A 14,741-nucleotide genomic window follows, 5' to 3' on the forward strand; every position below is an offset into this window, starting at 1 on the left:
GGACCGGACCACCGGCGCCGCGGAGCCGCCAGCAGCCGCGGGGGCGCCGACCGGCGGCAGGGCCGCGCCCGCCACGTCCGCCACGTCCGCCACGGGGGCGGACCGGGGCACCGCGGGCGTCACCGGTACGCCGGCGCTTCGCGCCTGCTCCGGCTGGGCCTGGCGGGGGACCGCGGGGGTGGCCGCGACGCGGTCGACGCCGTCGATGCCGTCACGCGACGCCGGGCGGCCGAGTCCGGTCGGGTCGTAGCCCAGGTAGCCCAGCACCACGTCGCGCTGTGCCGCGACCAGCTCGCGGGTGGTCCGCAGGAACTCCAACACCACGGCGTCCACCGGGCCGCCACCTCCAAGCTCGGGCAGTGCGGCGGCGAGGACCGCCGGATCGTCGATCGGGTCAGCGGGAACGAGCGGTGGCGCCGGGTCCTGCGGGACGAATCCCCGCACGCCCGCGATCTCGGGAAGCTCCCCACCGGCCGCCGCCGCGGTCTGTGCCGCCGCGGTCTGTGCCGCCGCGGTCTGTGCCGCCGCGGTTGGAGATGCCGCCGCGAGGGACGCGGATGGTGCCTGCGCGCGAGAGACGGGTGGCACCGTGAAGCGGGGTCCCGCCGGTGCGGCCTCGGCGGCCGCGCCCGGACCGGCGGCGAGGGCCAGTCGGGTCGGCGACCGCAGGGCGCCCGGCAGGAAACGGCCGTCGGCGGTGCGCACGTAGGCCCCGTCGATCAGCCAGCCGGGCCGGCGCGGCACGTCCGCGTCGCTCACCACCCGGGCGTCACGCCCGGTGAACAGGGGCGCCGAGTCGACACCGACGCCGGCCGCGGCGAGCTCGGCGAGCGCGAGCAGCAACCGGCGCAGCCCCGGCTCCCCCGCGACGTCGGTGGCCACGACCCGATGCGGCCGGCCGGCGAGGATCTTGCCGACGAGCTGCGAGAGCACCCGACCGGGGCCGGCCTCGACGAAGGTCCGCACGCCGGCCGCGTACATCGCCTCGATCTGCTCGACGAACCGCACCGGCGCCGCCACCTGGCCGGCGAGCGTCGCCCGCACCTGCTCCGGTGCCGCCGGATACGGCTGGGCGGTGGTGTTGGACCACACCGGCAGTGCCGGGGCCGCGACGTCGAGCGCGTCGAGGCGGTCGGCGAGCGCGCCGGCGGCCGCGGCCACGACCGGGCTGTGGAACGCGCAGGCCACCGGGATCGGCCGGGCGGCCAGGCCGGCCCGGCCGAGGGCGGCCACGGCCTCGCCCACGGCGGCGGTCGGCCCGGAGATCACGCTTTGCCGCGGGGCGTTGTGGTTGGCGACTACGACGTGAGCGCCGACGTCGCCGGCGGTGGCACCGAGTTCGGCCAGCGCCTCGCGCACGCGCTCGACGGGCGCCTGGACGGCGGCCATCGTGCCCGGGTCATCCCCCGCCGCGGCGAGGATCGCGGCGGCCCGTGCCTCGCTCAGGCCGACGAGGTCGGCCCGGTCGAGCGCGCCGGCGGCGCACAGGGCGACCAGTTCGCCGTAGGAGTGGCCGCCGACGTGGTCCGGGCGGACGCCGAACCCGGTGAGCAGGTCGTGCACGGCGAGGCCGGCGAGGCCGAGCGTCGGCTGGGCCGCCCGCGTGTCGGTGATCGCCACCACCTGCTCGGCCTTCTGTTCCCGGGTGAACGCGGCCGGCGGGAACATCGTCTCGGCCCACTGGGGGGCCAGGTCGAGCACGGCACGCAGCCGGGGGAAGGCGACGAACAGATCGGCGAGCATGCCCGGCCGCTGGCTGCCCTGGCCGGGGAACAGGAAGGCGGTCGCGCCCGGCTCGGCGTCGTCGCGGACGAACACCCCGGCGCGCGGGTCCGCCGTGAACGTCCGCGCCGCCTCGATGGCGGCGGGCAGCCCGTCGAGATCGTCGGCGACGAACGCGACCTGCACCGGGCCGCCACCGGCCGCGCAGGTGGTGCGGGCCAGGTCCCGCAGGCGGAACGGCCGCCCGGCGTCGTCGTTCGTCGTGACCAGGGCGGCGAGGCGGTCCAGCGCCCGGCTGGCAGCCGCCCGGTCGGCGCCGCGCACGGCGAACAGCTCCGCGGGCCAGTGGTCCAGGCCGTGGGCGGGTTCCGGCCCGCCGTCGTAGGCGGACAGCACGACGTGGAAGTTGGTGCCACCGAAGCCGAACGCCGAGACCCCGGCGTGGCGCTGGCCGGCGGGTGCCGCCCAGGGCTTGGCGGCCTCGTCGAAGTAGAACGGGCTGGTCTCGCCGTCCCAGTAGGCGTTGGGGGTGTCGATGTGCAGGGTCGGCGGGCGCACGCCGGTCTCGACCGCCTTCGCCACCTTGATCAGCCCGGCCAGGCCGGCGGCGCACTTGGTGTGCCCGATCTGCGACTTCACCGAACCGACCGCGCACTGGCCGGGGGTCGCGCCGTGGTCGGTGAACACCTCGGTGAGGGTGGCGAGCTCGGTGCGGTCGCCGACGACCGTGCCGGTGGCGTGCGCCTCCAGCAGGCCGACGTCGCTCGGGGAGATGCCGGCCCGCGCGTAGGCCCGTTCCAGGGAGAGCACCTGGCCGGCCTTGCGGGGCGCGGTCAGCCCGAGCGCGCGGCCGTCGGAGGAGCCGGCGACGGCCCGGATGACCGCGTGGATGCGGTCGCCGTCGCGCTCGGCGTCGGCGAGCCGCTTGAGCACGACGACGGCGACCCCCTCACCCAGGCTGGTGCCGTCGGCGCCGGAGTCGAAGCTGCGGCAGCGTCCCTGCGGCGACAGCGCGTGCACCGAGGAGAACAGCAGGAAGTCGTGGGCGCCGGCGTGGGTGTCCACCCCGCCGCAGAGCACCAGGTCGGAGCTGCCGGCGAGCAGCTCCTTGCAGCCGGCGTCGAGCGCGGCCAGCGACGAGGCGCACGCCGCGTCGACGGTGAAGTTCACCCCGCCGAGGTCGAGCCGGTTGGCCACCCGCCCGGCGATGACGTTCGCCAGCATGCCGGGGAAGGAGTCCTCGTCCAGTTCCGGCAGGAACTCCTCGAGCTCGGCGGGCAACTGCCCGAGCAGGCCCGGCCACAGTGAGCGCAGCCCGTAGGCGCCGGACAGGTCGGTGCCGGCCTCGGTGCCGAAGACGACCGAGGCGCGGGAGCGGTCGAACGGCCGACCCTCGCCGGCCGCCTTCTGCCCCGTGTCCTTCTGCCCCGTGTCATAACCGGCGCTGCGCAGCGCGCGGGTGGCGACCTCGAGGGCGAGGAGCTGGCTGGTCTCGATGCTGCGCAGGGACCGCGGCGGGATGCCGTAGGCCAGCGCGTCGAACGGGATCCGCGGCAGGAAACCGCCCCACTTCGACGGGGTGCGGCGTCCGGCGTCCTTCACCACCGCGTCGGCCGAGTAATACACCTCGGGGTCCCAGCGGTCGATGGGCACCTCGCGGATCGCGTCGTTGCCGGCGACGACGTTCGCCCAGAACGTGGCGAGGTCGGGGGCGTCGGGGAAGATCGCGGACATCCCGACGATCGCGATGTCGAGCGGCTGACCGGCGGGACGGGAGGCCGCCGCAGCCGCCGTCACCGTCGCCACCGCCGGGCGATCGACGCCGGTCGCCCGGCCCCGCTCGCCGCCGGAACCCGTACCCGTACCTGCACCCGCGCCGGCCATGTCCGCCTCGTTCCCTTCGCCGCCCGCCGGGCGTCGCGTACCGTCGACCGACCCGAGCGCGGGCTCCTGCCCGGCCGGCACGCCGAGTTCGGCGGCCCGGTCGGCGAGACCGGCGGTGGCCCGCGTGGTCACCTCGTCGTGCAGGGCGGCGATGCTCGTGCGGTCCGAGCGCAGCGCCGCCACCTGTCCGATCATGAACATGCCGTCCCGGACCTGGGCCGCCGGATCGACCTGGACGACCTCGGCACCGTCGCGGCGCAGCCCCTTGCTGGCCACCCGCAGCCGGCCGAGGTTGAGCGCCTCCAGCTCCTCCCACATCTGCTGGCGGGGCGTGGCGGCGGCGAGCAGCTCGCGGCGACGGTCGAGGAAGGTGTGGACGTAGGCGGACTCGACGCATCGGGTGGCGTGCCCCGGGGACGTCTCCAGCAGCACCGTGCGCTCGCAGTCGAGGGCGGCCTGCTGGAAGCCGGGCAGGATCGCGCCGGAGGCGACGGCCTCATCGGTGAAGAGGTAGGCCGTGCCCATCAGCACGCCGATGCCGGCGCCCCGTTCGGCGAGTGGGGCTGCCGCGGCGGCGACCATGGCCGCCGAGCGGGCGTCGTGCACCCCACCGGCGAACAGCAGGTGCAGGCCGGCGAAGAAGTCCGGGCCGGCCTGGTCGCTCTCGCCGAACGCGAGCAGCCCCGCGATCTGCGCCTCCCACAGCGGGAAGCTCGCCCGCGGCCCGACGTGCCCGCCGCACTCCCGCCCCTCGAAGACGAACTTGCGCGCCCCGTCGGCCAGGAACCGGTGCAGCAGGCCCGGGGACGGCACATGCAGGAACGTGTCGATGCCGGCCGCCTCCAGCGGCGCCGCCTGCGCCGGCCGGCCGCCGGCCACGATCGCGCACGGCGGACGAACGTCGCGCACGGCGGCGAGCTGCTCGTTGCGCAGGGCCGCCGGGGCGAAACCGAGCAGGCCCACGCCCCACGGCGCGTCCTGGAGCAGGTCGGCGGTTTCCGTCAGCAGCGCGCGGCAGTCCTCGCCGTTCATCAGCGCCAGAGCGAGGAACGGCAGTCCGCCCTCGTCGGCGACCGCGCGGGCGAACGCAGCCCGGTCGCTGACCCGGGTCATCGGTCCCTGCGCGACGGGATGCCGCAGCCCCCGTGCGGCCGCGAACGGCGCGCCGACGGCCAACGGCCGGGTGCGGGCGGCGGCCGCGATGCCGTCCCGGATACCCTCGCGCACCGCCCGCACCACCCCGGCGGCGCTGCCGTGCCGGTCGGCGAGCGTGGCGGCGAAGGCGCCGTCCTGGCCGATCGGGAGGAACTGGTCGACCAGGTCGCGGGCGCCGAGCCGGGCCGCTACCGCGGCGGCGGCCGCGGCACCGTCGGCCGCGCCGTCGTCCCCGCCGGACCCGCCTCGGCCGCCGCCCGCGGGGGCGGTGACCGCGCCGTCCGAGGCGAGTTCCCCGCCGGTGTCGCGCAGGTCGGCCGCGGGCCGCTCGATCCGCCCGGCGAGGGCGGCGATGGGCAGATCTGGCCGGATGTAGAGCCGGTGGCCGGCGTGCAGGATGGTCTCGCTGCCGTCCATGGCCCGCACGGCGGCGGCCACCTGCTCGGGCAGCTCCACCTCCCGGACCAGGGCGAGCTGGGAGTCGAGCACGACCCCCGCCGCGCCGCCCGCCACCGCCGCCGCGGCCGTGGCGGGGCCGATCCCCCCGGCGGCGAAGACGGGCACCGCGCCGCCCGCGTCGTCCCGCAGCCCGGCGGCGAGCAGGTGCTGCAGCAGGGTGAACGTGGTCAGGTCGCCGACGACGCCACCGGACTCGTTGCCCCGCGCGACGAGCCCGACCGCGCCGGCCGCGACCGCGCCACGGGCCTGCGCAACCGAGGTCACCTCCGCCCAGACCCGCCGGCCCCGCCGGATCAGCTCCCCCGGCTCCCAGCGCCGGTCGGTCCCCGGGCCGCCCGCCGCGACGAGCTCGCCGGCCGAGGCACCGCCCGGTCGGGGGGCGAGCACCACGAGATCCACCGCGGCAGGCAGCTCGTCCGGGTCGACCGGGCAGCCGGCGGCGACCCGTACCCCGAAGCGTCCCGGCGTCCAGCGCGCCGCGTCCCGCAGGGCGTCGCGCGCCGCCCGCGCCGAGCGCCCCAGGTCGAGGACGCCGAGACCGCCGGCCCGCGTCACGGCTGCGACGAGGGCGGCGGCGGGCTGGGCGAACGGTGTGATCACGACAACCAGCTCGCGTGCGTCGAGCGGGTCGGGCGCGTCGGAACCGGCCGGGGAGGCCTCGGGTGACACGCGGGGTGCGGTGGTCATCGGCAGGTCCTCCTGGCAGGTCGCGGCCGGGGGCAGGGTGATGAGGGGGACGAACTAGTCCGGGTCACTGGGCCCGCCGAGGCCGTCCGATCGTCCGACCGGTCCCGCGCCTCCAGCGCGTGGTCCGCCCCCGGGTCACCACAAGGCCATATCCAGGACAAGAGGCGCACCCACCAAACCAACGTGATGGACACGTTCCGGACGACGGGATCGTCGACATCATCGGTGACCTCCTGGCCGGTGCCGCTGGGCGACAGACGTCCCGGGGAAGCTGCATCTGCACTGACTACGCGGAAAGCGAACGGACCCCCAACAACTCTCGCGGAACTGGTGCGCCCGGCGCCCGGAGCGACCGACTTCCTTAGCCGACCCGGTACCGTCAACGTGCGCGGAATACTAGTCGGCTCGGTCCGGAGCACTGCACGGTGGCAGGCCAAAGTCACGATCACACGCGCCTTGGAGAGCGGCTGTGATCGCCGTGACCTGGTCGGAGCCCCTTCGGCCCAGCGGTTCCCCCGCCGCCGGACATCGCCGGTGATGTCGCGGCTCGGGATTACGCAGAGCCCGCGCGGATGTGCACCGGGCGACCTCATCAATCCCGGTGACGATCGGCGGAGGTCACGAATTGGTAGCACGCAGGCGGTATCCCGGACCGCCGAACCCGGCGGTTTCCATTCGACTTCGGTCGGCTAAAGGGGCGATGAACAGTCGAGGCTACATTCCTCGGACACGGACCAGCACGCGCAAGGCCAGAAGAAAACGGAAGCGAGAGTGGCGCCGCGGAAGGTATCGAACCACGGGTGTAGGGCATCCGGAAATCGATCGTGGTAACCGCCGGCCGGGTCAGTCACCGGCGGTCGGGTGGCCCCTTCGGGCCCCACCCGGCTAGCAAGGACACGGGTCAACCTAGTCACAGCGTGCCATCAGCCGCAAGCGGGGCCGAGCGGAAAGATGACGACGTTCATCACCGTGCCACCCAACCGGACCAGCCTGCTACGACGGGCAAGGGTCAGCATCCCACAGATGGGGCATGACGCGCATCTGACGCAGAAGCCATAAATATGATGATCTACGATAATCAGGACAAGACGGGGACCAGCGGGACCCGTCGGCACGGCCCGCTGACACGGCCCGCCCTGGCCTTCCTTCGGTGGCCGCTGCCATCGGGGCAGGGTGGACGGCACCCGAGGCGCTCACGTGGACGCGGCGCGGCGGCGAACCACCGGTAGGTGATTGCCCGAACCGCTGCTCGGCCATCCGACCGTCAGGAATCGACCGTGACGGGGTGGCGCACGACGACGGCGGCAACCGGCGGGCCCGGGCCCGCCGACGCCAGGCCTGGGCGGCCCACAGGGTAGCGACGGCCAGCACGCCCGGCAGGGGACAGCCATCGGCGGCCGCCGGGGGCGGCGCTGCGCGAGGACCGGGACATCGGGGCTGCTCGGGTCGTGCGAGCCCCGGACATGACACGACCGCGGGTGGCGCGGCCGGTCTCGGCCCGCGCCACCCGCGGTTCGTCGGAAGTCAGTTGTCGAGGCGCGCCGTGGCGCGTCGCGTCGGTGCGCCGGCCTTCCGCCCTGCGGGCGGGCCGACCGGCCTGCGGGCCCCATGGGTCGATGGGCACCTGGCGCCCGCGCCGTCGCGGCACGGGCCGGTCTCCTCGCCGGGCATGTCCGGCCTGGTCAGGCTGCCGGGCAGGCCCGGCGTGTTGCCGGCCGGTAGACGACCGGCCAGCATGAGGACCGCCGCCGCGGCCGAGGACCGGCATCCGGGGTCCGGGGTGGGAGCGGCGGCAAGGGCAGGGGCAGGGTGCCGGGGCGGCAGCGGGCCGCAGACGCGCGACCTCGAACCGTGACCCGTCGCGTCTGGACGCGGCCGGGGTTCTCCGACGGTCGGGTCAGTTCCTTGACCGGCGAGTCAGGGCCGGGGCGGGCTGGGCGGCGCGAACGCGCTGGTCTCGCGTTGCCAGGCGATGGCGAGCTGCGTGCGGTTCGAGCATCCCGTCGCCACGAGAGCGTGGGTGAGGTGATGCTTGACCGTGTCGATGCTGATGCACAGCGCCTCGGCGACCTGCCGGTTGGACCGGCCCTCGGCGACGAGTCGCACCACGTCCCGTTCGCGGGCGGACAGCCGTCCCGCGACGGACGGACCGGGATCGGTCCGGATGTAGAAGCGCAGCAGGTTGCCGAGATGGCGGCCGAGGACGGCGCCGACCGCCCGGTCCCGCGGGCCGAACGCGCCCGGCCGCGAGTCCAGCAGGGAGATGAGCGCGCCCACGTTCGACGGACCGAACAGGCGCACGAGCAGCTTGGCGTGGATGCCGTGGGCGCGCAGGAAGCGCTCGAGGCGCATTCGCACCTCGGGACGCTCCGGAACGCCCAGGTCGTCGAGGGTGGCAAGGCCACGCTCGCGGACCGAACGCAGGCTTTCCGGGTTGCTCAGCGCCTCCAGCTCCCGGTAGCGCTCCATGTACGGGCCGGCGAGGCGCAGGGCGAGGCCCCGGCCGGTGGGCCGGGCGTCCTGGAACGCCGTCTCGATCGAGGAGCCCAGGAAGAAGGCCGAATGGCGATAGCCCAGGTGGCGGGCCATGCCGTCGAGGGCCAGTTCACGGAAGGAAGCCAGCGAGGAGGCCCGCTCGCAGTCCTCCACGACGCGCAGGATGCCGCGCAGCTCGGCCGCGCCGAGTGCGAGGTCCCGCGGCATCGGGGCGCCGGCGCGGGCGGCGGCCACGCCCGGGCGCATCGGCGCACCCGGGGCGGTCCGGGCGGCGGGCGCGCCCGGGACCTCACCGCGTCCCATGGGGGACCCGGTCATCGGGGGCCCGGAGCGGGGATGAGACAATTGCCGAGCAGTGGCACTTCCCGTGCTCGTGGTCGGTGCGGGGTGCCGCGCCGGCGCCGGTGCCGCACGATGTGGGGTGGTCGGCGGAGCGGGTGAGCTCGCCGAGGCTCGCCTGGCGATGTGACCCGCCATGCCTATCTCGGTCGATGTGTCCACGGTCACGCCGATTCGCGGCCGATGGGGCGCGTCCTCGCCGATAGCATCGGTCGAGCGGGGAACTCGGTCGGTCACGCGTGCCTCCGGGGGTCAGACTCAGAATCAAACCGGGCGGTAGTCCGGTTGTGGCGATGCCACCGGGTGAATTTCCGGTGAAGATGGACATGTTCGGCAAGCGTAGGGCCCACCTCCCTCGCTACGCCACCAGTTGCCCGCGCCCCTCATTCGCAGTCGGGCCAAACCCACCGCTTCGGTGGGAGAATCGTGCCCCCAACCCGGCCATATATTTCCGGGCCCGCCACCCTCGCGCGTGAAGTGTCCACTTCGCGTGATTTTTCCCTCCCGGAACCATCCCCTAAACGGGCCACCTCGCCAGCGGTATGCGGGCCCTGCGGGCCCCCGCTCGCCCGCGCAGGCCGGGATCCAGCCCGGCGGCGGGGCCGGACGGCGCGACGGACGCGAAACGTTCCCGCCACCCGCCACCCTCCACAATGGGTGACCACCTACCCACTAGGTGCCTCACCGGCATGGGCCATCGTCACCGAGGGTATTGATATAGGCGGCCCACCGTTTCGGTAGGGGCACCTCCGCCGGTCCCCCGCGAGGTCCAACGCCCACGACGCATCCCGCCGGATTCGCGCAGACCCGGTACGGTCTCGCGCCACCGATGCCCTCCCACCGAAGCCGGGCGGCGGGCGACCATCCCGGTCCGCCGCCGCCCCGCCCGCGGGACGAACGAGGTGAACAACTGATGACCCTGGGTCTGTCGGTCTTCCTGGTTGTGGCGGGTGCCACGCTGCGATACGCCCTGACGTGGCGAGTGGTCGGGGTAGATCTCCCGGTTCTGGGTCTGATTCTGATGGTCGCGGGGATCGTCACCTCGGTCATCTGCGTGCTCCGGGCCGTCGTGCCACTGCCGACGCGGGCCGCGGCTCGCGAACGCGGCGCCGACCTCCGCGGCTGGTCCGCAGACGCCGACGGCCGGGGTCAGGCGAGCGATTGGCCGCTACGTCGGACGATCCCGCTGACCGACGGCCGACGGGGTGGGACCGCGCGGCCCGCATCCGCCGATTCCCTGACCGTTCCGGACGTGCCCGGCGTCGCCGCCCCCTTCCCCGGCGCGGACGCAGACGCGGACGCGCTCGAGTTCCGGGAGCCGTATCCGGACCTTACGCAGCGGCCGTACCTCACGCTGGAACAACACGTCTTCGGCGACCGGGACGAGGCCGAGCCGGCCGAGCCCCGTGACGAAGCCGGAATCTGAGGCGACCGGACCTCCTGGCCCGCCGCCGCCGGCGGCGGCGGATTCTCGCAGTTCGCCGTCCGGGAATCCGGCCGCCTCACCGCCTCAGGCCGTCTCAACGCCTCAGTCCGTCTCAGTGCCTCAGACCGCCTCAGCGCCTCAGCGCCTCGGACCGTCTCAGAGCAGGTGGAGTTCGCGGGCGCGGTGCACCGCGTCCCGGCGCCGCGGCACGTCGAGCTTGCGATAAATGCTCTTCAGGTGCGTCTTCACGGTGTTCACCGAAACGTAGAGCTCGGCCGCGATCTCGGCGGTCGTCAGCATCGTCGGCAGGTAGCTGAGAACCGCGAGCTCCCGATCGCTGAGGCGGTCACCGGCCGCCGGACCCCCGCCGGGCCGACGCCGGTCCGGCTCCCGAAACCACCGGTCCGCCGCCCCGGCCCGCGGGACGCCACCGAACGCGTCGCCCCCCGCGCCCGGGTGCGGACCCGGGTACGCGCCGCCGGGTCTCCGGCTGTGCCGAGCCGGGTTGGCCGTGGATCCCGGTCCGCCCGATCCGCCCGATCCGCCCGGCCCGCCCGGCCGCGAGGCCCCGGGCGGCGGCGGGCGGCGGCGCCAGTCGACCGGGGCGCCCGCGCTGCCGCTCCCACCGCCCCGGATGTGGGATGAGTCCAGGCCTACCGCCGGCGGGCCGCCGGCCGTGGGCGCCTTGGGCGAGCCGGCGGCGGGAATCCCTCGCCCGGGCGGCGAGGCGTACTCCCCGCTGTGCCGGGAACCGCCGCCACCACCGTGGCCGGCGCCGGCCCGCCCGGACGGCGTGCCGCCGGGCGCCGGCCACGGCAGCCGGCCGCCCGCGGCTGTGGGCCGGGCAGGCGGGACCGACCGGGCCGGAGCGGGCACCAGCACGCCCGAGCCTCGCGTCCCGGTCTCCAGCGCAACCCGGCGCTGGTCGACACCAGGTCTCGGCAAGAGCTCGGCCCCCGCGACCACTCCGGCGCCGTCTGCAGCCGGCCCGCCGGCCGCACCCACCCCGCCGGCCGGCTCACCTCCGCCGAGCGTGGTCGCTGCGCCGGCCGCCCCACCTCCGCTGGCCAGGCCGACTCCGCCCACGAGGCCGACCCCGCCCGCCGGGCCGACCCCGCCCGCCGCAGTGACTCCGCCGCCCGATCGGTCTCCGGGCCCCGCTCGCCACGTCCCGGCACTCGCCGTCGGCGCGGCTGCGGCTGCGGCTGCGGCTGCGGCTGCACGCAGGCTGTCGACGAACTCGGGATGGGCGGCGGCCAGCCCCGGATGCGCGTCGAGCAGCGCCAGCAGCTCATCGCCAAGATCGAGAAACGGAGCGGCCAACCCCTCGTCCTCGGCGAGGACCAGGGCCCGGGCGAGCAGCCCGGTCGCCCGAGCGTGATCATCACGGCGGGCCGCCGCGACGGCCGCGAGCGCGCACGCGGCGACGACCGGACCGCCCCCGCCGCCGTCGGCGCGCAGCAGACCGGCGACCGCGTTCTCGGCCGCGTCCAGATCCGCGCAGCCAAGATCAGCCCGTGCCGCGGCCAGCGCCAGGACGTGGTCCGGGCGACGGCCGTCGACGGGGCGCCCCAGTGCCTGCCGCGCGGCCTGGGCGTTGCCGACCGCAAGCAGCAGGTCGACCTCGACGGCCTGCCACAGCGACAGACACAGCGGCGGACCGGCCGGACGGCCCCGCCCGCTGAGCAGGCGGCGGGCAGTGCGAACGTCGTCCGGACGACCCCGCCGGCACCGCGACCGTGCGTCCAGCACAACGACGAGATCGAGCAGATGCGGCGGATGCCCAGGCCCCAGCCCGGACCGGGCGGCCTGGAGGTGACCCACCACCCGTTCCTCGTCGGCCCGGGCGATGGCCACCATCGCCATCGCGAGATGCGCCTCGACGGCACCGGCCATCCCCGGCGGATTGGCGACGGTAGCATCGCCTTCCGTCGCGTCAACCCAGCCGACAAGCGCGGAGACGGCACTGATCGTCGCACCATCCTTCCCCACCGTGGTGCTGGGAAGGGTCGCCTCGCCGGGGCGAGCGCTCAGCTCGCCGACCGCAGCGAACACCACCGCGGCCGCCGACTCGGCCAGCCGAAGCCGGCCCCGTAGCGCGTAGGCGAGCGCCAACGCGCCGGCCGCGGACATCTCGACCAGCCGGGCCCCCGCCAGCCGGGCCGCCTCGACCCCCTCGATCAACGCGTCCACCGCGGGCTCGGCGCGGCCGAGCCACAGCTCTGCCCGCCCCCGCCCGCACCAGGCGAGCGCCGTGACGATCTCGCCGAGACGATCGTCGTCCCGGCCGGGTGAGCCGGGTGGCCATGCCGCGCCCGGCCGGTCCGGCCAGCCACCCGCGCCACCAATCAGGGTCGGTTCGACGCGAGCGGATGATGGCAGGCCATCCTGCTCGGCGGGTCGATCGGCGGGTCGATCGGCGGGCCCGGCGGCCGGTCCGTCGCTGCGGAGCGGTCCGTCGCTGCGGGGCGGCGCGCTCACCCGCCGGCCAGAGCGCCGCCGCTGGCTGGTGCCAACGTCCGGGCCGGCGCGCAGCAGGCGACGGGCCACCCCGAGCATCTCCTCGCCCGCCCCGACCAACTCGGCCCGGCGCAGCTCGACGAGATCAGCCTGGGTGGACAGCGCAGGGCGCCGGGAGATCGCCGCCGCCGCGATCGCCACGCGGGCCATCTCCAGGCACCGGGTCGCCTTCGCCACCCGGCCGTGGCGAAGATGCCCGTCCGCGGCGACCAACGCGCATTCGGGCGCCCACGACACCCACGACGCCGGCATCGCCGCGAGGGTTGGTTCGAGCCGGAGCGCTGCGCCGGACAGCGCGTCCACCATCCCGGCGCCGTCGACAAGCAGGCAGGACGCATACCACCAGTCGCCGGCCCACGCCGCGTGCCGCACCGCCTCAGCCGGCCGGCGGTGCGCGGCGAACCACAGCGCCGCCCGCAGATGCAGCTCGTCGACGTCCTCGGTGCGGTCTCGCGCCAGGTCGGAGCGCAGCAGCGCGGCGAACAGCCGGTGGTACCGGAACCGGAGCCCGTCGTGGTGCGCGACCACGAACCCGTACCGTTGCGCGATCTCCGCGAGCACCTGCGCCGCCGGGGCCAGGTCCGCCTCTCCCACCACGGCGTCGGCCAGCGGGCCGGTCATCGACTCCAGCACGCTGGTGCGCAGCAGGAAACGGTGGACCGCCGGGGGCTGGCGGGCGAGCAGCTCCGCGCGCAGGAACTCGACGATCTCCGGTGTTGCGGCCAGCGAGGCCGACGGCGGATCCGGATCCGCGGCCCTCACCCGTCCCCCGACCGGCGCCCACTGCGGTACGGACGCCGACGATGCCCACGGCGAAGACCCTCCGGTCCGGCCACCGGCCCGCTCCGCGTCGAGCGCACCGCCGAGGCGGGCCGCCGCCCCACGGCCCAGGGCACCCGCCGCCAGGCGCAGGCCGGCCGGCCATCCCTCGGTGGCGTGCAGCAGTCCGCCGACCAGTCCCGCCGTCGCCGACACCCCTTGTGCCCGCAGAAGATCGACGGCCTCGGACCGGGTGAACGCCAGCGCGCCCGCACCGATCTCGGTGACCCGCCCGGCGGCGCGCAACCGGTGCAGCGCCACCGGCGTCGTCCGACCCACCAGGATCGTCCGGACACGCTCGCCGACCTCGTTGACCAGGAGTTCCAGCCCGTCGAGGTCACTGCGCCCGTGCAGGAGGTGGACGTCGTCCAGGACGAGCACGAACGGCGCCGGTAGGTCGGCGAGAAGATTGGCAAGCTGCCGGTAGCCGCGGTCGGGCGGGTGGTGCGCCGTGGCGGCGCCGGGAGGGGCGAGATCGGCACCGGCCGGGATGAGGCCGGCGCGGCCGAGACCGTGCAGAAGTTGCGGCCACAACGGCACGGTCGGACCGCCGGGAACCGTCGGCGTCGCCGCCGGATCGATCCGGATCCAGACGAACGGTGGCTGCGCGGGCCGGGCTGCGACCCAACCGGCGAGCAGCGTGGTCTTGCCCCACCCGGCCGGGGCCCGGACCACGGTGAGCGGGCGCGTCACGGCCTCGTCGAGTACCTGGCGCAGTCGGGGCCGGTCGAGGCAGTCGGACGGGGGCATCGGCACGACGAAGTGGCCGCGTACCAGGGGCAGGCCGGCGGCCGCGACCGGCCGGGGCGCCGCACGGCCGTCCGGACCGGACACGGGATCCGGACCTGGGGCGGCCTCGGCCGAGCCGAGGGGGGCCCGATGGGCGGGCGCAACGGGATGGGACGGGACAGCACCGGGCACCAGTGACTGTTCATCGAGCATTCCACACCACCCCCACGGCAAGTTGCTCTCGGTAGTGGTACAGCTACTCGGCCGTATGAGCAACCTGTCGTTCCCCGGCGCCGCCGCCGCCACCGGCTGGGCGACGGGGCAGGCCGGACGGGCCCGGACGACTCGCCGTACGCGGCCGTCCCCGAACCGACATCCGCAACGCCGCCAGCGACGGGCGGATCGGGGACGGGGGCACCAGGTCGGGGGCCCACGTTCAGGTGTCCCGCGCAGCCGCGCCGGTCAGCCCCGCGACTCGCACCGGACGACTCCCGATGTCCGCAAC

4 protein-coding genes are annotated in these 14,741 nt (G+C 75.5%); 1 reads left to right on the forward strand and 3 read right to left on the reverse strand.

The features are described 5' to 3' along the window. Together FF36_RS08030 and FF36_RS08035 are read right to left on the reverse strand one after the other, a co-directional pair. The coding region (locus FF36_RS08030; protein ID WP_052681006.1) for a type I polyketide synthase at window positions 1-5,907 on the reverse strand (5,907 nt) is incomplete at its 3' end. Between the two features lie 1,917 nt (window positions 5,908-7,824). Beyond that, window positions 7,825-8,706 carry a helix-turn-helix transcriptional regulator gene (locus tag FF36_RS08035; protein WP_044884354.1) on the reverse strand — a complete coding sequence of 294 codons (882 nt, stop codon included), beginning with the start codon at window positions 8,704-8,706 and terminating at the stop codon, window positions 7,825-7,827. Between the two features lie 949 nt (window positions 8,707-9,655). Between FF36_RS08035 and FF36_RS08040 the strand changes: the two genes are divergently transcribed. Continuing rightward, window positions 9,656-10,168, forward strand: coding sequence for a hypothetical protein (locus FF36_RS08040; protein ID WP_044884355.1), 513 nt, complete (start codon window positions 9,656-9,658; stop codon window positions 10,166-10,168). A gap of 156 nt (window positions 10,169-10,324) precedes the next feature. Here FF36_RS08040 and FF36_RS35365 read toward each other — a convergent pair whose 3' ends face one another. Continuing rightward, window positions 10,325-14,341, reverse strand: a complete 4,017-nt coding sequence (locus tag FF36_RS35365; protein WP_157871708.1) for a helix-turn-helix transcriptional regulator — start codon at window positions 14,339-14,341, stop codon at window positions 10,325-10,327. Window positions 14,342-14,741: the final 400 nt, after the last annotated feature.

This window comes from Frankia torreyi (assembly GCF_000948395.1).
Lineage (GTDB): Bacteria > Actinomycetota > Actinomycetes > Frankiales > Frankiaceae > Frankia > Frankia torreyi.

Coding starts and splice junctions, on each gene's coding strand:
- FF36_RS08035 (WP_044884354.1), bottom strand. CDS start 8,706: ATGGGACGCGGTGAGGTCCCGGGCGCGCCCGCCGCCCGGACCGCCCCG.
- FF36_RS08040 (WP_044884355.1), top strand. CDS start 9,656: ATGACCCTGGGTCTGTCGGTCTTCCTGGTTGTGGCGGGTGCCACGCTG.